General features: G+C 70.5%; 20 protein-coding genes. 6 read left to right on the top strand and 14 right to left on the bottom strand.

Features of this window, described 5'->3' with window-relative positions; genetic code table 11:
- Positions 1–28: 28 nt before the first annotated feature.
- From mmsB to ACFYR3_RS12875, 6 genes are all read right to left on the bottom strand, one after another.
- Positions 29–1,273 (bottom strand): multiple monosaccharide ABC transporter permease, encoded by a 1,245-nt coding sequence (gene mmsB / locus ACFYR3_RS12900; RefSeq protein WP_355851137.1) that lies wholly within the window; start codon positions 1,271–1,273, stop codon positions 29–31.
- Positions 1,270–2,820 carry a multiple monosaccharide ABC transporter ATP-binding protein gene (gene mmsA / locus ACFYR3_RS12895; protein WP_355851134.1) on the bottom strand — a complete coding sequence of 517 codons (1,551 nt, stop codon included), beginning with the start codon at positions 2,818–2,820 and terminating at the stop codon, positions 1,270–1,272. The genes mmsB and mmsA overlap by 4 nt, the downstream gene beginning before the upstream one ends.
- Before the next feature lie 44 nt (positions 2,821–2,864).
- A complete protein-coding gene (chvE, locus tag ACFYR3_RS12890) occupies positions 2,865–3,974 on the bottom strand; it encodes a multiple monosaccharide ABC transporter substrate-binding protein (protein WP_355851131.1) in 1,110 nt (369 codons plus the stop codon).
- A gap of 141 nt (positions 3,975–4,115) precedes the next feature.
- Positions 4,116–5,084 (bottom strand): hypothetical protein, encoded by a 969-nt coding sequence (locus ACFYR3_RS12885; protein ID WP_355851128.1) that lies wholly within the window; start codon positions 5,082–5,084, stop codon positions 4,116–4,118.
- 118 nt (positions 5,085–5,202) lie between these two features.
- Positions 5,203–6,207, bottom strand: coding sequence for an alcohol dehydrogenase catalytic domain-containing protein (locus tag ACFYR3_RS12880; protein WP_355851125.1), 1,005 nt, complete (start codon positions 6,205–6,207; stop codon positions 5,203–5,205).
- Complete coding sequence (locus ACFYR3_RS12875; protein ID WP_355851122.1) at positions 6,204–7,361, bottom strand: mandelate racemase/muconate lactonizing enzyme family protein; 1,158 nt, start codon at positions 7,359–7,361, stop codon at positions 6,204–6,206. Before ACFYR3_RS12875 ends, ACFYR3_RS12880 begins: the two co-directional genes overlap by 4 nt.
- Positions 7,362–7,614: 253 nt before the next feature.
- Here ACFYR3_RS12875 and ACFYR3_RS12870 point away from each other — a divergent pair, with 253 nt between their 5' ends.
- Complete coding sequence (locus tag ACFYR3_RS12870; protein WP_389282791.1) at positions 7,615–8,388, top strand: hypothetical protein; 774 nt, start codon at positions 7,615–7,617, stop codon at positions 8,386–8,388.
- Positions 8,389–8,766: 378 nt separating this feature from the next.
- Here ACFYR3_RS12870 and ACFYR3_RS12865 read toward each other — a convergent pair whose 3' ends face one another.
- Positions 8,767–9,216 (bottom strand): MarR family transcriptional regulator, encoded by a 450-nt coding sequence (locus tag ACFYR3_RS12865; protein WP_355851116.1) that lies wholly within the window; start codon positions 9,214–9,216, stop codon positions 8,767–8,769.
- A gap of 110 nt (positions 9,217–9,326) precedes the next feature.
- Between ACFYR3_RS12865 and ACFYR3_RS12860 the strand changes: the two genes are divergently transcribed.
- From ACFYR3_RS12860 to ACFYR3_RS12850, 3 genes are all read left to right on the top strand, one after another.
- On the top strand, positions 9,327–10,349 hold the full coding sequence (locus ACFYR3_RS12860; protein ID WP_355851114.1) for an NADP-dependent oxidoreductase: 1,023 nt from the start codon (positions 9,327–9,329) through the stop codon (positions 10,347–10,349).
- A 427-nt stretch (positions 10,350–10,776) separates the two neighbouring features.
- Positions 10,777–11,640, top strand: a complete 864-nt coding sequence (locus tag ACFYR3_RS12855; RefSeq protein WP_389282789.1) for a hypothetical protein — start codon at positions 10,777–10,779, stop codon at positions 11,638–11,640.
- A gap of 93 nt (positions 11,641–11,733) precedes the next feature.
- Positions 11,734–12,564 (top strand): EI24 domain-containing protein, encoded by an 831-nt coding sequence (locus tag ACFYR3_RS12850; protein ID WP_389282787.1) that lies wholly within the window; start codon positions 11,734–11,736, stop codon positions 12,562–12,564.
- A 24-nt stretch (positions 12,565–12,588) separates the two neighbouring features.
- Here the strand turns inward: ACFYR3_RS12850 and ACFYR3_RS12845 are convergent, their stop codons facing one another.
- Complete coding sequence (locus ACFYR3_RS12845) at positions 12,589–13,902, bottom strand: pyroglutamyl peptidase (protein ID WP_389282785.1); 1,314 nt, start codon at positions 13,900–13,902, stop codon at positions 12,589–12,591.
- A gap of 249 nt (positions 13,903–14,151) precedes the next feature.
- Complete coding sequence (locus ACFYR3_RS12840; RefSeq protein ID WP_355851104.1) at positions 14,152–14,727, bottom strand: TetR/AcrR family transcriptional regulator; 576 nt, start codon at positions 14,725–14,727, stop codon at positions 14,152–14,154.
- A gap of 103 nt (positions 14,728–14,830) precedes the next feature.
- Here ACFYR3_RS12840 and ACFYR3_RS12835 point away from each other — a divergent pair, with 103 nt between their 5' ends.
- A complete protein-coding gene (locus tag ACFYR3_RS12835; protein ID WP_355851101.1) occupies positions 14,831–17,293 on the top strand; it encodes a glycoside hydrolase family 3 C-terminal domain-containing protein in 2,463 nt (820 codons plus the stop codon).
- A gap of 67 nt (positions 17,294–17,360) precedes the next feature.
- Here ACFYR3_RS12835 and ACFYR3_RS12830 read toward each other — a convergent pair whose 3' ends face one another.
- Together ACFYR3_RS12830 and ACFYR3_RS12825 are read right to left on the bottom strand one after the other, a co-directional pair.
- Entirely contained in the window at positions 17,361–18,335 is a 975-nt protein-coding gene (locus ACFYR3_RS12830; RefSeq protein ID WP_356782303.1) for an aldose epimerase family protein, read from the bottom strand.
- 10 nt (positions 18,336–18,345) lie between these two features.
- Positions 18,346–19,239, bottom strand: coding sequence for an SGNH/GDSL hydrolase family protein (locus ACFYR3_RS12825; RefSeq protein ID WP_355851095.1), 894 nt, complete (start codon positions 19,237–19,239; stop codon positions 18,346–18,348).
- A gap of 309 nt (positions 19,240–19,548) precedes the next feature.
- Here ACFYR3_RS12825 and ACFYR3_RS12820 point away from each other — a divergent pair, with 309 nt between their 5' ends.
- The gene (locus tag ACFYR3_RS12820; RefSeq protein WP_261702513.1) at positions 19,549–20,043 is read left to right on the top strand and encodes a DUF3145 domain-containing protein; all 495 of its coding nucleotides are present in this window, start codon (positions 19,549–19,551) and stop codon (positions 20,041–20,043) included.
- Positions 20,044–20,151: 108 nt separating this feature from the next.
- On the opposite strand, the gene fabF is transcribed toward ACFYR3_RS12820, so the two are convergent.
- From fabF to ACFYR3_RS12805, 3 genes are all read right to left on the bottom strand, one after another.
- On the bottom strand, positions 20,152–21,423 hold the full coding sequence (gene fabF, locus ACFYR3_RS12815) for a beta-ketoacyl-ACP synthase II (protein WP_355851092.1): 1,272 nt from the start codon (positions 21,421–21,423) through the stop codon (positions 20,152–20,154).
- Between the two features lie 127 nt (positions 21,424–21,550).
- Entirely contained in the window at positions 21,551–21,799 is a 249-nt protein-coding gene (locus tag ACFYR3_RS12810; RefSeq protein WP_261702511.1) for an acyl carrier protein, read from the bottom strand.
- Between the two features lie 75 nt (positions 21,800–21,874).
- Positions 21,875–22,906, bottom strand: a complete 1,032-nt coding sequence (locus ACFYR3_RS12805; protein ID WP_355851089.1) for a ketoacyl-ACP synthase III — start codon at positions 22,904–22,906, stop codon at positions 21,875–21,877.
- Between the last annotated feature and the right edge of the window lie 5 nt (positions 22,907–22,911).

Here is a 22,911-nt window from a genome sequence, read left to right as displayed (position 1 = left end):
CCCCGCCTTTCGGCGGGGCCCAGCTGAGTTACGAACCGGACTTGCGCTTGTTCCACACGTCGAACCCGACCGCCGCCAACAGGGCCAGGCCCTTGATGACCTGCTGCCAGTCGGTGCCGACACTGAGGAGGTTCATGCCGTTGTTCAGCACCCCGAGGACCAGGCCGCCGATGATCGCGCCGAGGACGGTACCCACACCGCCGCTCATGGACGCGCCACCGATGAACGACGAGGCGATCGCTTCCAGCTCGAAGCTCAGGCCGGCCTTCGGAGAGGCCGCGTTCAGGCGGGCGGCTACCACCAGACCCGCCAGGGCCGCGAGCATGCCCATGTTCAGGAAGACATAGAAGGTGACCTTCTTGTCCTTGACGCCGGACAGCTTCGCCGCCGGGAGGTTGCCGCCGATCGCGTAGATGTGGCGGCCGAAGACGGCGTTGCGCATCATGTAGCCGTAGCCGACGACCAGCGCGCCGAGGATCAGCAGCACGATCGGCGCGCCCTTGTAGCTGGCGAGCATCATCGTGACGGTGAGGACCGCGGCGACCAGCGCGACCAGCTTGAGCAGGAACAGCTTGGCCGGCAGCACGTCCAGCGAGAACTCCTGCTGGCGCTTGCGGTCACGGACCTCCTGCAGGACCACGAAGACGATCACAGCCAGGCCCAGCAGCAGCGTGATGTTGTGGTAGTTGGTGCTCGGGCCGACCTCCGGCAGGAAGCCGTTGCCCATCTTCTGCAGGCCGCCCGGGAACGGGCCGAGAGTCTGCCCCTTGAGCAGGATCTCCGTCATACCGCGGAAGATCAGCATGCCGGCGAGGGTGACGATGAAGGACGGTATGCCGAGATAGGCGATCAGGAATCCCTGGACCGAGCCCGCCACGGCGCCCACCGCCAGGCTCAGCACCAGGGCGACGGGCCACGACACGCCGTGCTGCACCGTCATCACGGCCGCGAACGCGCCCACGAACGCCGTCAGCGAACCGACCGACAGGTCGATGTGGCCCGCGATGATCACCAGCATCATGCCGATCGCGAGGATCAGGATGTAGCTGTTCTGCAGGACCAGGTTGGAGACGTTGTGCGGCAGCAGCGTGCTTCCGCCGGTCCAGACGGCGAAGAGGGCGACGATCAGGCCGAGGGCGATCAGCATGCCGTACTGGCGCATGTTGCGGCGCATGCCGTCGAGCATCAGCCGCACCAAGTTCTCCCCGGTGTCGCCGCTGCCGCCCTTGCCCGGCGGTGCCTCGGCCGGGGTGTTGGTCACATCGGTGCTCATCGCGTTACCTCTTTGTCCTTCGTCATCTGACGCATCAGCACTTCCTGCGTGGCCTCGGCCCGCGAGAACTCACCTGTCAGCCGCCCGGCAGCCATGGTGTAGATGCGGTCGCACATGCCGAGCAGTTCGGGCAGCTCGGAGGAGATGAAGATGATTGCCTTGCCCTCGGCGGCCAGCTTGTCGATGACCGTGTAGATCTCGAACTTGGCCCCCACGTCGATGCCGCGGGTCGGTTCGTCCAGGATCAGCACGTCCGGACCCGCGAAGATCCACTTGCTGAGGACGACCTTCTGCTGGTTGCCGCCGGAGAGCTTGCCGACCGGCTCGAAGACGGTCGGCGCCTTGATGTTCATCGACTTGCGGTAGCGCTCGGCGACCTGGCGCTCCTCGTGCTCGTCGACCAGGCCCCGCTTGGCGACCTTGGCCAGGGCGGTCAGCGAGATGTTGCGGTTGATGGTGTCGATGAGGTTCAGGCCGTAGTGCTTACGGTCCTCGGTGACGTAGGCGATGCCGTGGCCGACCGCCGCCGCGACGGTCTTGGTACGGATCTCCTTGCCGTCCTTGAGGACCGTGCCGCCCGCGTACCGGCCGTACGACCGTCCGAAGACGCTCATCGCGAGCTCGGTGCGGCCGGCGCCCATCAGACCCGCGATACCGACGATCTCCCCGCGCCGCGCATGGAGCGACACGTCGTTGACCACCTTGCGCTGCTGGTCGATCGGATGGTGCACGGTCCAGTCGCGGATCTCCAGCGCCGGGGCCGCGCCCTCCTCCGCGTGGTGCGGGGTGCGCTCGGGGAAGCGGTGGTCGAGGTCCCGGCCGACCATTCCGCTGATGATCCGGTCCTCGGTCGTCTCCGGCGCCTTCACGTCGAGGGTCTCGATGGACTGGCCGTCGCGAAGGATCGTCACCGAGTCGGCGACCTTGCGGATCTCGTTCAGCTTGTGGGAGATGATGATCGAGGTGATGCCCTGTTTCTTCAACTCCAGTATGAGATCGAGGAGTTTGTCGCTGTCCTCGTCGTTGAGCGCCGCGGTCGGCTCGTCGAGGATGAGCAGCTTCACCTTCTTCGAGAGCGCCTTCGCGATCTCCACGAGCTGCTGCTTGCCCACGCCGATGTCGGCGACGCGGGTCTCCGGGTGATCGGTCAGACCGACCCGGCGCAGCAGCTGCGTGGCGTGCCGCAGCGTCTCGTTCCAGTTGATGAACCCGCCCCTGGCGTGTTCGTTGCCGAGGAAGATGTTCTCCGCGAGGGAGAGGTACGGCGACAGCGCCAGTTCCTGGTGGATGATGACGATGCCGTGCTGTTCGCTCGCCCGGATGTCCCCGAAGCGGCAGACGTCACCCTCGAAGAGGATCTCGCCCTCGTAACTCCCGTGCGGGTGGACGCCGGAGAGGACCTTCATCAAGGTCGACTTGCCGGCGCCGTTCTCCCCGCAGATGGCGTGGACCTCGCCCTGGCGGACGGTCAGCGTGACGTCCGACAGCGCTTTGACGCCGGGAAAGGTCTTGACGATCGAGCGCATTTCCAGGACGGGTCCCGCCATGGTCGTGCCTTCCAATCACTAAGAGATCAGTGGGACGGGGTGGGTTACTTGAGCTCGTCCGCCGTGTAGTAGCCGCCGTCCACCAGGACCTGCTTGTAGTTGGTCTTGTCGACGCTCACCGGCTGGAGCAGGTAGGCGGGGACGACCTTCGAGCCGTTGTCGTAGGTCTTGGTGTCGTTGGTCTCCGGCTTCTTGCCGTTGAGGGCCGCGTCGACCATGTTCGAGGCGATCTTGGCCAGTTCGCGGGTGTCCTTGTAGACGGTCTGCGTCTGCTCGCCCGCGATGATCGACTTCACCGAGGCCAGCTCGGCGTCCTGGCCGGTGAGGACCGGCAGCGGCTTGCTCTTGGAGCCGTAGTCGTCCGACTTCAGCGCCGACAGGATGCCGATGGAGATGCCGTCGTACGGCGAGAGGACCGCGTCGACCTTCTTGCTGGCGTACGACTTGGTGAGGATGTCGTCCATGCGCTTCTGGGCGGTGGCGCCGTCCCAGCGCAGGGTGGTGACCTGGGTGAGGCCGGTCTGGCCGGACTGCACGACGAGCTTCTTGCTGTCGATGTACGGCTGGAGCACGCTCATCGCGCCGCCGAAGAAGTACTTCGTGTTGTTGTCGTCGTTGGAGCCGGCGAACAGCTCGATGTTGAACGGGCCCTTTCCGTTCTTGAGACCGAGCTTGTCGACGATGTAGTTGGCCTGGAGCTCGCCGACCTTGCTGTTGTCGAAGGACGCGTAGTAGTCGACGTTCTTCGTGCCCAGGATCAGACGGTCGTAGGCGATGACCGGGATGTGGGCGTCCGCGGCCTCCTGGAGAACGTTGTCCAGGGACTTGTTGTCGATGGCCGCGACGATCAGCGCCTTCACGCCCTGCGTGATCAGGTTCTCGATCTGCGAGACCTGCTGCTGGGGGTCGTCCTCGCCGTAGACCAGCTTGGTCTTGTAGCCCTTGGACTCCAGGTTCTTCACGACGTTGTTGCCGTCGCCGATCCAGCGCTCGGAGGACTTCGTCGGCATCGCGATGCCGATGGTCCCGCCCTTGCTGCTGCCGGTCGCTTCGTCCTTGCTGCCGCCGTTGCCGCTCTGGCCGCAGGCGGTCAGGGCGAGGGCGAGGGAGGCGGCTCCGGCTATGGCGGTGAGGGCGGCTCTGCGGTTACGCATGATCATCATCCTTGATGTCTTGGACCGGGCTCGGTCTCGCGGAACTCGAATACTCCGGGAGCTTTGAGAGAGGAAGGCCGAGAAGGTGTGTTGGATTGTGCGCGACTGTGTCGGCTTGTGTGAAGGGGGTTTGTGCGAACGTTATGAGGGAGTGTCGAACCGTGAGAGCGTGCCGGGCAGACGGGTGCCGAGCGGCGCCATGTCGCCGTCCGCTCCGTGCCGTGCGAGCAGGTCAAGGGCGAGCCGGCCGCGCCGCACCCTTTCCCGGGCCGTGCTCAGCGTCAGGTCCCGCAGATGGTGTCCGTACGGGTAGATCCCGGGGGTCTTGGACAGCCCGAACTTCAGATACAGCGGTGCGCCGCGGCGGATCAGCTCGGCGACCTCGTACATCCGTATGTACCCGCCGAGATCGTCGGGGGCCTCGATGTACATGTCCATGGGGGCGGCGGAGACCCGCCGGATCTCGGTGAGATGGCCGAGCGTCAGATCGCTCGGCACGTTCACCGAGTCGGCGCCGAGGCTCTCGTACACGGCGTACGAGGCCGGGTTGACCGGACCGATCAGCGCCGAGACCTTGAGGGTGGTGTCGGCCGGGATGATCCCGGCGACCCGCGCCCGGTGCAGCGTCCACAGCACGCCCTCGTCGGCGACGAGCAGGCACTTGACGCCCAGCTCCGTCGCCCGGACGGCGTCCTCGACACAGCCGGCCACCGCGTCGTGGCCGCGGGCACGCAGGCCGCCGCCGCGCGAGTCGGTACGGGCCGAGGCACCGATGTCCCAGATGCCCCGCGGGCCGGTGAACAGGCAGAGTTCGATGTCGCGTTCACCGGTGGCCTCGACCATCTCGGTGATCTCGGCGTCGGTCAGCATCCAGACACCGCTGCCCTGGCTGATCCGGTGGATCGGCACATCGAGCCGCGAGGACTCCTTGAGGACCGCGGCGAGCGCCTCGGGCCCCTCCACGGAGGGAACCTCGGTGCGCCAGCGACCACCTCCGGGGAAGGTGTGCGGCGAGGCGTCGGCGGGAGAGAGGGCGGGCGCGCCCAGGCCGAGCGCGGCGAGCGCGCTCTCACCGGGTCGACGGGCTGCCGTAGGGGAGGCGTCGGTCACGAGCTGTCCTTCACGTTCGATATTTCGGGCGGAGTTCGCGGCTAGGGGTGTGCGGGAGCCTGGTGTACGCCGGTACGGGGCCGTCAGGAGCCCCCGTACCGGCGTACGGCTCGGGTGGTCACGGCTTCAGCAGAACCTTGCCGACCTTGGGATCACCGGACCCCACCAGCTCGATGGCCTCCGGGAACGCGGCGAGCGGCAGCTCGTGCGTCACCAGCGGCAACGGATTCAGCAGACCGGCGCCGAACACCCGCACCGTGTGCGCCCAGGCCTCCGGCGGCGCCCCGAACACGGTGTGCACCTCCAGCTGCCGTACGACGAGATCGGTCGGATCGAGCCCCTCGGCACCCGGTGCCGGGATCCCCGTGAGGACCAGGCGTCCGCCGCGCCGCAGCAGGGAGGCGGCGGTGCGCGCGGCGGACACGGACCCGGCGGTCTCGACGACCACGTCGAAGTCGTCCGGGAGTTCCTGGTCCCTGGTACGGAAGTCGGTGGCGCCGAAGTCCTTCGACAGCGCCGCCCGGTCCGGGCGGGTGCCGACCACGAGCAGCTCGGCCGGCGAACCCGCCCTCAGGAACTGCACGGCGAACATCCCGAGCGTCCCGGTGCCCACCACGGCCACGCGCTCACCGGGCCGGGCGTTCGCCTTGAGCGCGGCGGCCGCGATGCAGGCGGCCGGTTCGAGCAGGGCGGCGGCGGTCAGATCGGCGTCGTCGGGCAGGACGTGGAGCAGCCGCGCCGGCAGCGTCAGCGTGCTCGCCATCGCGCCGGGCTGGGTGAACCCGGTCTCCTCGTACCCGGCCGTGCACAACGTTGTCTCGCCCGCGTGGCAACGGTCGCAGACCTGGCAGTTGCGGAAGCCCTCACCGACGACCTTGCGGCCGACCAGCGTCGCCGGAACACCGGCGCCGACCTTCTCGACGGTCCCGGACCACTCGTGACCCGGGGTCAGGGGGTAGCGGACGTAACCCTCGGGCCGGTTGCCCTGGTAGACCTCGCGGTCGCTGCCGCAGATGCCGACCGCGTGCACCCGTACGAGCGCCTCGCCCGCCGACGGCCGGACCGGCTCGTGCGGGGTCAGCCGGTGCTCGCCCGGACCCTCGATGACGACCGCGGTGCTCACTTCGCCCCCTTGGGCTTGCGCTGCTCCCAGCCGTCGGCCCACAGGTCGAACCGCGCCTGCTGCTGCGGGAACTCGGCCGCCGCGTCGACGTCCAGCTCGACGCCCAGACCGGGCTCGTGGGACAGCTCGAAGTAGCCGTCGACGACCTGCGGGGCGCCCTTCACGACCTTCTTGATCTCCGCGTCCGCGAAGTCGTTGAAGTGCTCCAGGATCTTGAAGTTCGGTGAGGTGAAGCCGACCTGGAGCGAGGCGGCGGTCAGCACCGGGCCGCCGACGTTGTGCGGCGCGACCAGGACGTAGTGCGCCTCGGCGGTGGCCGCGAGCTTCCGGGTCTCCCAGATGCCGCCGATGTGGCCGACGTCGGGCTGGATGATGTCCACGGCCTGGCTCTCGAAGAGCTCACGGAACTCGATGCGGTCGTGGATCCGTTCACCGGTGGCGAGCGGGATGTCGACCTTGGCGGCCACCTTCTCCAGCGCCTTGAGGTTCTCCGGCGGCACCGGCTCCTCCAGCCACGCGGGCTTGAAGGGCGCGAGCTCGTGGGCCAGCCGGACGGCGGTGGACGGCGAGAAGCGGCCGTGCATCTCCAGCATCAGCTCGGTCTCGGGCCCGATCGCGTCGCGCACCGCCTCGATGAGCGACACCGAGTACAGCGTCGCCGCGTGGTCGAGCTCGAAGTGGCCGGTGCCGAAGGGGTCGATCTTGAGAGCCCGGTAGCCCCGCGCGACGACCTCCTGCGCGGCCTTGTGATAGGCCTCCGGGGTCCGTTCGGTGGTGTACCAGCCGTTGGCGTACGCCTTGACCTTGTCGGTGACCTTGCCGCCGAGGAGCTGCCAGACCGGCACCCCGAGCGCCTTGCCCTTGATGTCCCAGCACGCCATCTCGATGACCGCGATGCCGGACATCACGATCTCGCCGGCCCGCCCGTAGTCGCCGTACTTCATCCGGCGGACCAGGTCCTCGACGGCGAACGGGTCGGAACCGAGAATATGGTTGGCCTGCGCCTCGTGCAGATAGCCGATCAGCGCGTCGGTGTGGCCCAGCATGCGGGTCTCGCCGACTCCGGTGATGCCCTCGTCGGTGTGCACCTGGACGTAGGTCAGGTTCCGCCAGGGTGTCCCGACCACGTGTGTGGTGATTCCCGTGATGCGCACGGCAGATGCCCCCTGCTGCTCTAGCTCTGTTCGAAATTTCGTCACACGTTCGAAATGCTGGCGTGACAGTAAGGACGCGGCCCGGGGAGTGTCAATGGGTCGCGCGCATAACGGTTTGGACGCGATGGGCGCAGGATGGCGGGGAATGTTCGGGGGTGTCCGGGTCCGACGGACCGGAATGCTTGATTCCGCACAGAACTTTCACAACTGCCCCTAGGAACGTTACCGGCGGTGACCCTAGTCTTCCCGCGTCATGGACTACTGCCACGTGTGCCGAAGGCACCTCAACGGCGCCCTCGCCTGTCCCGGGTGCGGCACCCCGGTCGACGAACTCGGCGCGGACGCTGAGGAGGCCGACGCGCGCCCGGAATCGGGCGGCGACGCCGACGCGTACCACGGTGGGGACGGCGACGCCCAGGGGCGCTCCGGGCGCGCTGCGCGACGGCGCGGGGACCGTGGCCGGGACGCCGGAAGCGATGCCGGGAGAGGTGCCGGGAGTCCGAGCGGCCCGAAGGCCCCGGTCGGCACCAGTCGGCGTGACCGCAAGGCCGCCGCACACCGCCGTCGGCGGCGCCGCACCCTGTTCGTCGCGGTGGGCTTCGTTCTCGCGGCCGGCGGTCTGAGCCTCGCCGAACTCGGCGTCGACGCACCCGGGCTGGGCCCGAGTCCCGCGGCGGCCGGCGGGGAGTCGCCGGACGGCTCGGCCTCCTCGGCGGCGTCCTCGCATCCGAAGAGTTCCCCGTCGGACTCCGCCTCGGCCACCCGTTCACCCGGCTCCTCGTCGTCGCCCTCCGGATCCGCCTCCGCGTCCCCCTCCGCGACTCCCACGGCGACGAGCGAGAAGAGCGCCGCGGGTGGGTCGGCGAGCGCCGGCGCGCTCCCGGGCCGGTCCACCTCGGCCCCGGCGAGGGGCTCTTCGTCCCCCCGGACATCGGCCCCCGCCACCGCGGCACCCACGACGTCGGCGCCCACGCCGGCCCCCTCGTCCTCGGACGCGTGCAACCGCTTCTTGTGGTGGTGCACGTAACGCCTGCCGGCGCCCAACCGGGCCCGCTACGGCCCCGACACGCCGCTGACGGGTCATCGTGCCGGTCGCGCGATGACCCCGACACGCCGACGACAGGGCCCGCGCCGGTCGGGGCGACGGTCCCTTTCCGGGGCATCCACGGCGATTCCGCCCGGCGGAGTCGGCGGATCGCGACAGAACCCGATGGAACCTGACACAACGTGACAGGCTCGGGCGGAACGCCACAGACCCTGGCAGAACCCGACAGAAACCGACAGCTCCCAGTCGCTCCCGGTCGGTTCCGGGGAGGCCGCCGCCCGCGCCGTGAGGCGTTCGGCCCCACCGCACCCCACCGCACCCCACCGCACCGGCATCGGGACCGGGACCGGGACTGGCGTGTCAGTCGCTGTCGGCGTCCTCGCCCAGCATGCGGCGCAGCAGGTCGCGCAGGGCCAGCCGTTCCTGATCCGAGAGTTCCGCCAGGGGCTCGCGGGCGAAGTTCAGTGAGTCGCGCAACCCCCCGGCGATCTTGCACCCCTCGGCCGTAGCCGCGGCCAGTTTCACCCGGCGGTCCGCCGGGTCGGGGCGCCGCTCCACCAGTCCCCGCGTCTCCAGCCGGTCCACGATCCCCGTGACGTTCGACGGCTCGCACTTCAGCTTCTGCGCCAGGCGCCGCATCGGCAGCGGCTCCAGCGAGAGCAGGCTCAGCAGTCGCGCCTGTGCGCCGGTGAGGGCGTGCTCGGCGGCGGCGTCCTCGTACTCCTCGTGGTAGCGGGCCACCACCGTGCCGATCAGCTCGACGACCTCCATGGTCAAGGGGTCGATCCGTGGTCTCTTGTGGGTGGCCATGCCTCCGAGCGTACCGCGTTACTTGACATCATGAAATATTCAGGCGCATGGTTGTTTCAGGTACTGAAGTATTAGAGCCGCTCGCCGGTCACCGTGAAAGGCGCACCCTCATGTCCGAGATCCCCCAGCTTCCCTCCGTCGGCCGCGAATGGCACCTGGTCAGCCGTCCGGTCGGCTGGCCCGAGCCCGCGGACTTCGCCCTCGTCGAGGCCGAGGTCCGGCAGCCGGGTCCCGGCGAGGTCCTGGTGCGCAACGCCTACGTGTCCGTCGACCCGTACATGCGGGGCCGCATGAGCGCCGCCAAGTCCTACGTCGCTCCCTTCGAGCTCGGCAAGACCATGCAGGGCGGCGCGGTCGGCGAGGTCATCGCCTCGAACGCCGAGGGCATCGAGGTCGGCGACCATGTGCTGCACTTCCTCGGCTGGCGCGAGTACGCGATCGTGGACGCCAAGCAGGCCGTCAAGGTGGACCCGGAGGCCGCGCCGCTGTCGACGTACCTCGGCGTCCTCGGCATGACCGGCCTCACCGCGTACGCCGGGCTCCTGCGCACCGCCTCCTTCAAGGAGGGCGACTCCGTCTTCGTGTCCGGCGCCGCCGGTGCCGTCGGCAGCCAGGTGGGCCAGATCGCCAGGCTCAAGGGCGCCTCGCGCGTCATCGGCTCCGCCGGGTCCGACGAGAAGGTCAAGCTGCTCGTCGAGGAGTACGGCTTCGACGCCGCCTTCAACTACAAGAACGGCCCGGTCTCCCAGCAGTTGCGCGAGGCCGCCCCCGACGGTGTCGACGTCTACTTCGACAACGTGGGCGGTGACCACCTGGAGGCCGCCATCGGCTCGCTGAACCGGGACGGCCGCATCGCGATCTGCGGGATGATCTCCGTCTACAACAGCACCGAGCCTGTCCCCGGCCCCAGGAACCTGGCCCGGCTGATCCAGACCCGCGGCCGCATGCAGGGCTTCCTCGTCGGCGACAACTACGACCTCCAGCAGGAGTTCGTCCAGGAGGTCGGCGCCTGGGTCCGCTCCGGTGAGCTGAAGTACGCCGAGACGGTCGTCGAGGGCATCGAGAACAACGTGGAGGCCTTCTTCGGCGTCCTGCGCGGCGACAACGTCGGAAAGATGATCGTCAAGCTCTGACCGTCGGCCCCACCGACGGGACCCCTGTCCGACGGCGCTCGTCGCACACGGCGCTCGTCGCACACGGCGCTTGTCGCACACGACGATGGCCGCCGCCACGACGATGGCCGCTACGACGGGGGCCGCCACGACGACGACCGCGACGGCCCCGGGTCGACTCGAGCCGACCCGGGGCCGCGCCGGGCCGCCCCGGTTCGGCCCCGGGTCGGTCCGGACCGGTCCGGGCGGTACGGCGAGGTGTGTCTTTTCGACTCTGGCGCAACAAGGGCGCCCTCCCGCCACAAAGGCCCTCGCGTCCGCCCCGACGGCCGTCATGGACGCCCCGGACGGCGCATCACCGGGGGGCCGGAGCGGGCATGCTGACTGCGGCACCCGGCCCGATCCGCCGGACAGGTCCCGGCGGCGACGCGTGCGGCGAGGAGAGCCCATGTCCCCGATTCCGTCGCTCCCCAGCAGGGAGGACGTGCTGCGCCTGGTGCGCGGCACGACCGACATCACCGGCCAACTCCTCGACACGGCGGGGAACATCACCAGGATCGCCGTCAACACCCTCGACCCCCGGGACGGCTCCGGGACGGAGGCGCTGCGCGTCCTGCGCGAGACGACGGCCGAACTGGCCGAGGCCAGCGCCTCGCCGCAGGCGCAGGAGGCGTTCTACAAGATCGTCGACACCCTGACTCGGCTCGGCACCAGCGGGGCGCCGCTCGCCGTGCACCCCGTGAGCGAACCCGCCCAGGCGCTGCTCGCCGCGATCGGCGACAGCCTGCTGCCCGTGCTCGACGCGGTGGAACCCGCCGTTCAGGAGGCCGTCGTCGTGCTCGGCGAGCTGATCGAGGCCACCTCACCGCTGCTGCCGGCGGCGGCCGGCGTCGCGGCCGGGGCCCTGCTCGCGCTCACTCCGGTGATCCGGGCCTCGGCGGAGGTACTGCGCGACTCCTCGCCCGAACTGCGCCGCGTCGTTGACGCGTTGACGGCCGCGCTGGCTCCGCTGCTGCCCCTCCAGGTGGCCCTGGCCGAGCGGGTGGCCGCCGCGGGAGCCGGAGCCGTCCGCGCCGGACTTCCGGCGCTCGCCGATCTCACGGAGACCGCGGCCGCCGCGGTGACCGCGGCGCGCCCGCTGCTCGTCGCGGGCGAGGAGCTCCTCGTCGCCGGCCTCGAACAGCTCCAGCCCGTGATGATGGGTTCAGCCCACCGGGCCGGCCGGGTCGCCCGCGCCGCCGCGGTCCGCGTCTCGGCCGCGATCGCGCCCGCGGCGGACCGGGGGGTGGTGGTCGCCGTCACCGTCGCGTAGGGCCGCCCCCTGCAAGGGGTCACCCCCGCCCCGTGTCGAAGCCGTCACCACCACGCACTGGGGTCCGCCGCGACACCCCGATAAAGTTGCCCCATGCGCGATCTTGGGGTGGGCTTCGGCTATTTGCTGCGCGGCCAGCGGTGGGTGGCCCGGCACGGGAAGAGTTACGGATTCGGGTTGCTGCCGGGTCTCATCACGCTCGTGCTCTACGCGGCGGCGCTGGTCGCCCTCGGTGTGTACGGGGAGGGCTTCGTCACCTGGGCGACGCCGTTCGCGGACGACTGGACCAGCCCCTGGTCAGGCCTTTTCCGCGGTTTCCTCACCGCCGTGCTCTTCGCTCTCGCCCTCCTCCTCGCCGTCCTCACCTTCACCGCGGTCACCCTGCTCATGGGCCAGCCCTTCTACGAGAACCTCTCGGAGAAGGTCGACCGGGACGTCTCCCCGGACGGCACGGCCCCGGAGTCGGGGCTGCCGCTCTGGCGCGAACTGTGGATCTCCGCGCGCGACAGCCTCCGTATCCTCGTGCGGGCACTCGTCTGGGCCGTCCTCCTCTTCGCGCTCGGCTTCGTTCCGTTCATCGGACAGACCGTCGTCCCGGTGCTCGGCTTCTTCGTCACCGGCTTCTTCCTCACCGAGGAACTCGTCGCCGTCGCCCTGCAACGCCGGCGCGTCGACCTCCGGGCGCGCCTCGCCCTGCTCCGTTCCCGCAAGACACTGGTCTGGGGCTTCGGCACCCCACTGGGCCTCGCCTTCCTCGTTCCGTTCGTCGCGGTGTTCCTCATGCCGGGCGCCGTCGCGGGTGCCACCCTGATGGCCCGGGACCTGCTCGGCGAGGAGATCGAGGAGAGCGGGGAGGGCGATGCCGACGAGGACTCGGACAGGGCTTCCGACGAGGCTTCCGAGGAGCAGGGCGCCACGTCGTGACCGAGACGCCCGCCGTCGCCGTCATCACGGTACGGGCGGGGCGGTCGCGTCCACGGCCACTGTCAGGATCGCCCGCACCTGCGCGATGATGTCGAGACGGTTGCGCACGAACTCCGGGTCCGTCACCGTCCCGGTCGCCGGGTCCGTGTTGTCCGGGCCGAACTGCAGGACGGGCGTGTGGACATGGCCGCCGGGCAGCCTCGCGCCCAGGCCGAGGCGGTCCCGCAGCAGCGTCGCCCGGTAGGCGATCTCGTTCGACAGATAGTCCCCGCCGCCGCCCGCGCGGGCCTGTGATCCCGGGGTAGGCCCGTCGGCGCGTACGACAGGGTCGGCCCCTCCCGCCGGGATCTCGGTCACCGAGGTGTGGTCGTAGACCGGGAAGCGGCCCGTGTGGGCGGCGACGATCTCCGCGTACGGGAGGGTCGTCGTCGTCCACTGGGGCTGCGAGGCCGGGTCGGTGACCGGGACGGTCCCCGTCACCGAGACGTTGTCGTTGTCCGGAAAGCCGCCCCGCCAGGCCCCGTTGGTCCGTTCCACGTCGAACCGGCCGACGCGGCCCTGGCTGACCGTCGTGAACAGGTCCACCTGCGGGAGGTACGGCCGCAGGGTCCGCTCCACCGTCCCTTCCGGGGAGCCGGACGCCGGGGAGGTGCCGCCGGTGAAGTCCTGCCAGCGGACCGGGAACACGACGGTCTCCACGCGTGCCGGACCGTCCGCCGTTCTGATCGTCGTGCCGTCGAGAGCGAGCGCGGTCGCCCCGGACGGATTGGAGATCCGGATGTCACGGTCGAGCGTGAACGGGTCGAACCCGGTGACCAGGATGCGCTTCACCCCGCGGTGGGGTCCCGTGCGCGGCGGGTAGCGCACGGAGTCATGACCGCGCGAGCTCCGCTCCAAGTCGTCGAGCAGGCGGACGCGTTGGGCCCCGGTCAGCCCGAACCCGGGGTTCCACTCCCGCACTTCGCGCGTCATGCCGAGCCGAGCCCAGTACAACGGCCGGTCGTCGTCCCGGCTCAGGTCGCCGCCCGCCGGGCCCCGGCCCTGCGCGCGGTCGACCGCCCGCCGCCACAGCCGCGCGCCCTCCCGGGCCACGATCCGCTCGGCCCGCGCGTACGAAGCGGCCCGGCCCAGCGCCCGGACCAACTCCGGTGCCACGGTGTCGAATCCGGAACGTCGCAGGATCTCCTGGGGCGCGGCCCCGTCGAGCCGCCGCTCCTCGACCGTGGGGGTTCCGGCCGCGGAGGTCCCGGCCGTCGTCGCCGTCGCGGCGGGCGTCACGGTGAGTCCCGCCAGCAGCGCCAGGCCGAGGATGCCGATCCGAACACGTAACTGGGTCAAGGGAGTTCGGGCCTTCCGTCAGGTGGGGGTGCTGTCGGACGGCGGCAGTATCCCGTGACGCGGGGGGTGTCCACCATGGCGCGGGGCGGAAGTGGCCGAAGGGCATGGGCCGTTGTCCGGGACGGACGGCCATCGGTGGTGCGGTGGGCCCCGGCGGACGCCCTCACCCAGTGGCCTCGTGGGACGGTCGGTCATCGCCCCGTGGCCTCGCAGGACAGTCCGCCCCCACCCAGTGGCCCCGCAGGGCGGTCAGTCCTCGCCCAGCAGCATGAGGAAGTCCCGGAACGCGGCCGGCATGTCCACCGACTCCGGGTCCAGCAGCCACTGGTACTGCAGCCCGTCCATCACGGCGACGAGCAGCGGAGCGGCGCGCTCCGGCGTGAGACCGCTCGGCAGCCGCTCGCCGTACTCGGCGCGCAGAACCGAGGCCATGTTCGCGCGCACCGCGGTGTAGCGCCGGGTGAAGAACTCGCGTGCCGGGTGCCCCTCCGTGACGCTCTCGCCGAGCAGTGCCGAGAAGGTCTGGATGATCCCGGGCCGCATGGCGTTGTACTCGACCAGCGAGACGAGCAGGTCGGCCCGCCAAGTGGTGTCGGGCAGGGCGTCCCACTGGTCCCGCTCCTTGAGCACGGCGACCAGCAGGGCCTCCTTGGTGGGGAAGTGGTGCAACAGGCCCTGCTGGGTGAGGCCCACGCGCTCGGCGACCGCGGCGAGGCTCGCGCCCCGGTAACCGCGTTCGGCGATCACCTCCAGCGCGGCGCGCACGATCTCCGCGCGCCGCTCCTCACTCCTGGTCCTGGTCGCCATGGCGTCACCGTACGGCATCCGATCACCCCCATTGTAACGGCCACATCACGAAACCTACCGCTCTACAGGTGGCCGATGCAGGATGGGGGAGACCGACGGCTTTCAACGAGGAGGTGCCGCCATGGCGGAGACTGCGGTGGAGACGGCGAAGGACCGGAACGACACGGAGGCGGACGCGGCCCGCGAGGCCGTCGTCGAGGCGGCCCTCGGTCGGCTCGACCTGGACGCGAAGGCCCGGCTGCTGTCCGGCCGGAACATGTGGACGCTGCCCGCGCTCCCCGAGATCGGACTGAAGTCCCTCGTCATGTCCGACGGTCCGATCGGCGTCCGCGGCGTCCGCTGGACCGCCGACGACCCCTCCGTGGCGCTCCCCTCGCCCACCGCGCTCGCCGCCACCTGGGACCCGGACCTGGCCCGCCGGGCCGGCACGCTCCTCGCCCAGGAGGCCCGCCGCAAGGGCGTCCACGTCCTGCTCGCCCCCACCGTCAACCTGCACCGTTCACCGCTCGGCGGCCGCCACTTCGAGGCCTACAGCGAGGACCCCCTGCTGACGGGCGCGATCGGCAGCGGCTATGTACAGGGCGTGCAGTCCGGCGGCGTCGGCACCACCGTCAAGCACTTCGTGGCCAACGACGCCGAGACCGACCGCTTCACGGTGAACAACCTCGTCTCCGAACGCGCCCTGCGCGAGCTGTACTTGGCCCCCTTCGAGGCCATCGTCGAGAACGCCCACCCGTGGGGCATCATGACCGCCTACAACTCGGTGAACGGCACGACGATGAGCGAGCACCGCTACCTCGTGAACGAGGTCCTGCGCGGCGAATGGGGCTTCGACGGCTTCAACGTCTCCGACTGGAGGGCCGCCCGCTCCACCACGGCCGCGATCGAGGGCGGCCTCGACGTCGCCATGCCCGGCCCCGGGACCGTCTACGGCCCGCCGCTCGCCGCCGCCGTGCGCGCCGGCGAGGTCGCGGAGGCCACGGTCGACGCGGCCGTCCGCAATGTGCTGCGCCTCGCCGCCCGCGTCGGCATCCTGGAGGGCGCCGAAGCCGTCGTGAGCGAGCCGCCCGAGGCCGTGGACGGGGAGGCGCTCGCCCGCGAGATCGCCCGCCGCGGCTTCGTCCTCGTCCGCAACGAAGGCGCCCTGCCGCTCGCCGAGGGACACCGGGTGGCTCTCATCGGCGCCGCCGCCCGTGACGCCCGTGTCCTCGGCGGCGGCTCCGCCACCGTCTTTCCCGCCCGGATCGTCTCGCCCCTCGACGGCCTCACCGCCGCCCTCCCCGAGGGCAGCCTGACGTACGCCGTCGGCGCCGACCCGACCGTGGAACTCCCGGTCGCGGACAAGGGGTTCGAGCTGCGCGCGGTCTGCCGCGACGCCGCCGGCGAGATCATCGCCACCGCCTCCGCCCCGAACGGCCAGATCCAGTGGATGGGCGACGACCTGCCCGAAGGAGTCACTCACGACATCCTCCACACGGTCGAACTCACCGGCACCCTCACACCGCGCGACAGCGGCCCGCACACCTTCGGTATCAAGGGCATCGGCGCGTTCACCCTCACCGTCGACGGCACGACGTACTTCGACGACGTCCAGGGCACCGACAAGGACCGCCCCTTCGTGACGATCTTCGGCGCCCCGGTCCCGCGCGGCCAGGCCGAACTCACCCGGGGCGAACCGGTCGAGGTCTCCCTCACCCATGTCGTCGCGTTCCCCGACGGCATCCGGATGAAGGTGGTCGGCTTCTCGCTCGCCCACCAGGAGCCCGTACGCGACCCGGACGAACTGATCGCCGAGGCCGTCGAGGCGGCCCGCGCCGCCGACACCGCCGTCGTCGTGGTCGCCACCACCGACCGCGTCGAGTCCGAGGGCTTCGACCGGGCGGACCTCGGGCTCCCCGGCCACCAGGACGAACTGGTGCACGCCGTCGCCGCCGCCAACCCGAACACCGTCGTGGTCGTCAACTCCGGCTCCCCGGTGGAACTCCCGTGGCGCGACGAGGTCGCCGCCGTGCTCCTCAGCTGGTTCCCGGGCCAGGAGGGCGGCGCCGCCCTCGCCGACGTCCTCACCGGCGCCCACGAGCCGGGCGGTCGCCTCCCCACCACCTGGGGCTCCCTCGCCGACGCCCCGGTCACCCAGGTACGCCCGGCCGACGGCGAACTCCCGTACACCGAGGACGTCTTCATCGGCTACCGCGCCTGGGAGAAGGAGGGGAGGACCCCCTCGTACGCCTTCGGCCACGGCCTCGGCTACACCGACTGGACGTACGAGTCCATCGAGGTCGAGGGCACGACCGTCACCGTCCGCGTCCGCAACTCCGGTGAGCGCGTAGGGCGGGAGGTCGTCCAGGTCTACCTCGCCCCGGCGGAACCCGGCACCGAGCGGCCCGTCCGGGTGCTCGCCGGTTTCGCGGGAGTCGAGGCCGCACCCGGTCAGAGCGTCGAGGCCGTCGTGGAACTCCCGCGCCGCGCTTTCGAGATCTGGGACACCATCGCGGGCAGCTGGGCGTTTGTGAAGGGTTCGTACGAGATTCAGGCAGGCCGTTCCCTCGAGGACCGCCGTCTGAGCACGATGATCGAGGCGTAACCAGCGCGCGCCGCTTCGGCGAGCCCCGGTCCGGAACCTGACCTCCGGACCGGGACTCGCGGTCTCTCTAGGACCGTACGGAGAACCCGTACACCGTCTCCGACCTGTACACGTCGCCCGGCCGCAGCTCCGTGCTCGGGAAGTCGGGCCGGTTCGGGGAGTCGGGGAAGTGCTGGGTCTCCAGCGCGATGCCGTCGTTGGGGGCGAAGGGGTCGCTCAGATGGTCGGCGGTGTAGAACTGGAGACCTGGTTCGGTGGTCGCGACCGTCAGTACCCGCCCGGACGCCGGATCGTGCAGCTCGGCGACCTCCACGGGAGCGCCGGTGAGTCCCTTGTCGAGCACGTAGTTGTGGTCGTAGCCCGCGCCGGTCTTGCGGGACTCCCGGAAGTCGAAGCGCGTGCCCTCGACCGGGTCGAGTTCCCCGGTCGGGATGAGGTCCGCGTCCACCCGCGTCAACCGCGAGGCGTCGAGGCGGAGTTCGTGCCCCAGCGCGCTGCCGGAGCCGCTCAGGTTCCAGTACGTGTGGTTCGTCAGGTTCAGTACGGTCGGCGCGTCGGCGACCGCCTCGTAGGCGATCCGCAGCGCGCCCCGCTCGTCCAGCGTGTACGTCGCCGAGACCTCCAGGCGACCGGGGAAGCCCTCCTCGCCGTCCGGGCTGACCCGGAAGAGCCGCACCCCGTGTTCCAGCGGCTCCGCGTCCCACACGCGCTTGTCGAAGCCGCCGTCGCCGCCGTGCAGCGAGTTGGGCCCGTTGTTCGGGTCCAGGTGGTACGTCACTCCGTCCAGCGAGAAGCGGGCGCCCCCGATCCGGTTCGCGTACCGCCCGACCAGCGCGCCGAGGTACGGCTCCGGATGGGCCGTGTAACCCGCCAGGTCGGGGAAGCCCAGTGTCACGTCAACGGCTCGCCCGTCCCGGTCCGGCACCTCGGCCGACTGCACGATCCCGCCGTACGTGAGCACACGCACCCGGACCCCGGCGCGCTCCAGCGTCCAGCGATGGACCGGGGTGCCGTCGGAAAGTGTGCCGAAAAGTTCGCTCATGAGGGAAACCCTAGGTCACCGGTTTGCGCGAGGTGACGGTCCGGTAGGCGATCTCCGCGAGTCGTGCCTGTCCGTCCCTGCTCGGATGGAACCAGTCCCAGTGGCTCAACTGGTCCGTACCGAAGCGGTAGTCGAAGACCGCGTCCCCGTCGAAGCGGCAGCGCCGGTCCTTGGCGCACACCTCACGCAGCACCTGGTTGTACGCCTTCACCCGGTCCTGCACCTGCCCGCGCCGCAGGGTCGCCGCCGAGCCCAGCGAGTCCGCGTCGCCGAGCATCGAGGGGCAGATGCCCAGTTTCCAGACCTGCTTGCCCAGCGGATTGCCGCGCCCCTGGGACCACAGGCGCTTGAGATCCGGCACGCTCGACACATACACCTGGGTCTTGGGCAGAGCGCCGCGCAAGGTGTCCATCGCGTCCTGGAACCCGGCCCGGAAGTCGGCGACGGACGTCATCGCCGAGGCGGAGGAGCGGCAGGCGTCGTTGGCGCCCGCCATCACCGTGACCAGCTCCGGCCTGCGGGTCGCCGCCTGCGCCATCTGGCCGGAGAGGTCGGCCATCCGCGCGCCGGTGACCGCGTAGTTCCAGCTGCGCTCGGCCGCCCCGGTGGCGCCGAGCAGCCGTACGGCAAGACTGTCGACCCGCGGATCGCTGCCGGTCGCCCACGACACCTCGGGGCAGTCGGACAGCACACTGCACGCGTCGAACCCGCGCGTGATGGAGTCGCCGACCGCCGCCATGGAGTCCGGGCTGCGGTCCCAGACCGGCGTGGGCCTCGGGGACGGCCGGGTCCCGCTGGGCGCGGAGGAGTTGCCACCGGTGGCGTCGCACGCGGCGACGCCCAGGAGAGCCGCCGCCGCGGCGACGGCGAGGACGGCCCGTGAACGGTGGCTGCGATTCCGCATCCCCTGGTCTCCTCGTTCGTTGTACAGGGTTGGTCGGCACCCGTCCTGCGCGGTCGGTCGCACCACGTCGTACACGGTCGGTCGCACCGCGTTCCCATGGGGCGGCCGCCTCCACCCGGGAGACGACCCCGGACCCCCGGCAAGGGAGTCCGGACGCGTCCCGCCGGGTGAAACCTCGGCGGTTCACGGCGCTTGGACCGACGGTACGTCACACTCCTTGCGCCGCCGCAGGGTAGCCTCGCCACGTGGCCGCCCTGCCACTGCCGTTCCGCTAAGTTACAAGATGTCTCGCTCTGTCCGGAGGCCCCAGTGACGACACGTGGAGTTCTCTACGTGCACTCCGCGCCCCGCGCGTTGTGCCCGCACGTCGAGTGGGCGGTCGCGGGGGTGCTCGGCACACGCGTCAACCTCGACTGGATCCGGCAGCCCGCCGCGCCCGGCACCTGGAGATCCGAGTTCTCCTGGAAGGGCGAGGTCGGCACCGCCTCCAAGCTCGCCTCCGCGCTGCGCGGCTGGCACCTGCTGCGCTTCGAGGTCACCGCCGAACCGTGCCCCACCGCCGAGGGCGAGCGCTACAGCTGCACCCCCGAGCTCGGCATCTTCCACGCGGTCACCGGCATCCACGGCGACATCCTCATCCCCGAGGACCGGCTGCGCGCCGCGCTGCTGCGCTCCCAGCGCGGCGAGAGCGACCTGGAGGCCGACCTCGCCAAGCTCCTCGGCAAGCCCTGGGACGACGAGCTGGAGCCCTTCCGCTACGCGGGCGAGGGCGCCCCGGTCCGCTGGCTGCACCAGGTGGTGTGACGCTCCGTCAGGGGAGCGGGACCGCAACCGAAGAACGAAAGACGTGTGGCCCGTACCCCTTGAACCAGGGGTACGGGCCACACGTCATTCGGAACAGGGAACCCGGCGTCAGACGCTGCGGAACGCCAGCACCACGTTGTGCCCACCGAAGCCGAACGAGTCGTTCAGCGCGGCGATACGGCCCTCGACGGGCAGCTTGCGCGCCTCGCCGCGGACGATGTCGGCGGCGGCCTCGGCCTCGGGGTCGAGGTTCTCCACGTTGATGGTCGGCGGCGCGAGCCGGTGGTACAGGGCGAGCACGGTCGCGACCGACTCGACGCCACCGGCGCCACCGAGGAGGTGACCGGTCATCGACTTGGTCGCGGAGACCGCGAAGTGGTCGGCCTCGTCGCCGAACACCTTGCGCAGCGCCTTCAGCTCGGCCACGTCACCGGCAGGCGTCGAGGTGGCGTGCGCGTTCACGTGCACGATCTCGGCCGGGTCCAGGTCGGTGTTGTCGAGCAGGTTCTGCAGGGCGTGCGAGATGCCGCGGCCCTCGGGCTCCGGCTGCACGATGTCGTGCGCGTCGGCAGAGATGCCCTGGCCGACCGCCTCGGCGTACACCCGGGCGCCGCGCTTGGCGGCGTGCTCGGCGGACTCCAGGACGAGGACGCCGGCGCCCTCGCCGAGGACGAAGCCGTCACGGGCGACGTCGTAGGGGCGCGAGGCGCCCTGCGGGTCGTCGTTGTTCTTGGACATCGCCATCATGTTGCCGAACGCGGCGATGGGAAGCGGGTGGATGGCCGCCTCGGTGCCACCGGCGACGACGACGTCGGCGCGGCCCGTGCGGATCATCTCGATGGCGTAGCCGATGGCCTCGGCGCCGGAGGCGCAGGCGGAGACCGGGGTGTGCACACCGGCGCGGGCGCCCACGGCGAGCCCCACGTTGGCGGACGGACCGTTCGGCATCAGCATCGGAACGGTGTGCGGGGAGACACGGCGTACGCCCTTCTCCTTCAGCACGTCGTACTGGTCGAGCAGGGTCGTTACGCCACCGATGCCGGAGGCGATGACAGTGCCCAGCCGGTCGGGGTCGATGCTCGGGTCCTCGCCCGCCTTGTCGGTGAAACCGGCGTTCGCCCAGGCCTCCTTGGCCGCGATCAGCGCGAACTGCGCCGAGCGGTCCAGGCGGCGGGCCTGCGGGCGGGGAATGACCTCGCCCGGCTCCACGGCGATCTGCGCCGCGATACGGACAGCCTGGTCGGCGGCCCACTCCTGCTCGAGGGGGCGGACGCCGGAACGTCCGGCGATCAGGCCCTCCCAGGTAGAGGCTGCGTCGCCACCCAGCGGTGTGGTTGCGCCGATACCGGTGACGACCACGGTGCGATTGGTCGGGCTCACGGGAATTCTTTCTCCAACGGATACGAGGATTCAGCGGCGCCACCGCCGGGTGGCGGGGCATCAGCCAGGGTGAACCGGGGCACACGGCCCCGGTGAACCCGGACGGTCGGCCCAGGTGACCGGAAGATCAGGCCTGGTTCTTGAGGATGTAGTTCGTCGCGTCGCCGACGGTCTTGAGGTTCTTGACGTCGTCGTCCGGGATCTTGACGTCGAAGCGCTCTTCGGCGGCGACGACGACCTCGACCATGGACAGCGAGTCGACGTCCAGGTCGTCGGTGAAGGACTTGTCCAGCTGGACGTCCTCGGTGGGGATCCCGGCGATCTCGTTGACGATCTCGGCGAGACCTTCGACGATCTCTTCCTGAGTGGCGGCCATGTCAGGCGCTCCTTCGGTGTGTTTCCAGAGGGGTGGCGGTATTCCGTACGGACCGGATGATCCGGTACGGAGTGCCTAGGGGAGGGTAACGACCGTCGCGGCGTACACGAGACCCGCCCCGAAGCCGATCACGAGCGCGGTGTCGCCGCTCTTCGCCGCACCGGTCGCCAGGAGCCGCTCCATTGCGAGCGGAATCGAGGCGGCCGAGGTGTTGCCGGTGGTGCGCACGTCACGCGCGACCGTGACGTGTCCCGGCAGTTTCAGCGTCTTCACCATCGAGTCGATGATCCGCTCGTTGGCCTGGTGGGGAATGAAGACATCCAGGTCGTCCGAGGAGATCCCGGCCGCGTCCAGCGCTTGCTGAGCGACCTTCGCCATCTCGAACACGGCCCAGCGGAAGACCGCCTGGCCCTCCTGCGTGATGGCAGGGAACTTGATCTCGCCCTTGGAGTCGAGCGGGAGCTCCGAGACGTCGCCGACCCTGAAGCGGTCCCACGGCACGGTCTGCTTGATCGTGCCGGCCTTGTCGCCCTCGCTGCCCCAGACGGTGGGGCCGATGTGCGGCTCCTCGGAGGGACCCACGACGATCGCGCCCGCGCCGTCGCCGAACAGGAAGGCCGTCGCGCGGTCCTCCAGGTCGGTGAGGTCGGACAGCCGCTCCACGCCGATGACGAGGACGTACTCCGCCGAACCCTCGACGATCATGCCCTTGGCGAGGGTCAGGCCGTAGCCGAAGCCCGCGCAGCCGGCCGAGATGTCGAAGGCCGCGGCCTTGTTCGTGCCGAGCTTGTCGGCGATCTCGGTGGCGATGGCCGGGGTCTGGCTGAAGTGCGACACGGTGGCGACGACCACGGCGCCGATCTGTTCGGCGTTGATCCCGGCGTCGGCGATGGCCTTGCCCGACGCCTCGATCGACATCGCGGCGACGGTCTCCTCGTCGGAGGCCCAGTGCCGGGTCTCGATGCCCGAGCGCGAGCGGATCCATTCGTCGGACGAGTCGATCGTCTCCAGGATCACCTCGTTGGGCACCACCCGGACGGGACGGTAGCCGCCGACGCCGAGGATGCGCGCGAAAGGAGCGCCCTTGGGTGCCTTGATCTTCGACATGCTCT

It is taken from the genome of Streptomyces sp. NPDC005784 (assembly GCF_042871525.1).
Classification (GTDB): domain Bacteria; phylum Actinomycetota; class Actinomycetes; order Streptomycetales; family Streptomycetaceae; genus Streptomyces.
The sequence above is the reverse complement of the archived record's forward strand: the minus strand, read 5'-3'. Positions and strand labels throughout refer to the sequence as shown.

Coding starts and splice junctions, on each gene's coding strand:
- mmsB (WP_355851137.1), bottom strand. CDS start 1,273: ATGAGCACCGATGTGACCAACACCCCGGCCGAGGCACCGCCGGGCAAG.
- ACFYR3_RS12830 (WP_356782303.1), bottom strand. CDS start 18,335: ATGAGCGAACTTTTCGGCACACTTTCCGACGGCACCCCGGTCCATCGC.
- ACFYR3_RS12855 (WP_389282789.1), top strand. CDS start 10,777: ATGTCCCCGATTCCGTCGCTCCCCAGCAGGGAGGACGTGCTGCGCCTG.
- ACFYR3_RS12835 (WP_355851101.1), top strand. CDS start 14,831: ATGGCGGAGACTGCGGTGGAGACGGCGAAGGACCGGAACGACACGGAG.
- ACFYR3_RS12865 (WP_355851116.1), bottom strand. CDS start 9,216: ATGGCCACCCACAAGAGACCACGGATCGACCCCTTGACCATGGAGGTC.
- ACFYR3_RS12805 (WP_355851089.1), bottom strand. CDS start 22,906: ATGTCGAAGATCAAGGCACCCAAGGGCGCTCCTTTCGCGCGCATCCTC.
- ACFYR3_RS12860 (WP_355851114.1), top strand. CDS start 9,327: ATGTCCGAGATCCCCCAGCTTCCCTCCGTCGGCCGCGAATGGCACCTG.
- ACFYR3_RS12870 (WP_389282791.1), top strand. CDS start 7,615: ATGGACTACTGCCACGTGTGCCGAAGGCACCTCAACGGCGCCCTCGCC.
- ACFYR3_RS12850 (WP_389282787.1), top strand. CDS start 11,734: ATGCGCGATCTTGGGGTGGGCTTCGGCTATTTGCTGCGCGGCCAGCGG.
- chvE (WP_355851131.1), bottom strand. CDS start 3,974: ATGCGTAACCGCAGAGCCGCCCTCACCGCCATAGCCGGAGCCGCCTCC.
- ACFYR3_RS12840 (WP_355851104.1), bottom strand. CDS start 14,727: ATGCCGTACGGTGACGCCATGGCGACCAGGACCAGGAGTGAGGAGCGG.
- ACFYR3_RS12825 (WP_355851095.1), bottom strand. CDS start 19,239: ATGCGGAATCGCAGCCACCGTTCACGGGCCGTCCTCGCCGTCGCCGCG.
- mmsA (WP_355851134.1), bottom strand. CDS start 2,820: ATGGCGGGACCCGTCCTGGAAATGCGCTCGATCGTCAAGACCTTTCCC.
- ACFYR3_RS12810 (WP_261702511.1), bottom strand. CDS start 21,799: ATGGCCGCCACTCAGGAAGAGATCGTCGAAGGTCTCGCCGAGATCGTC.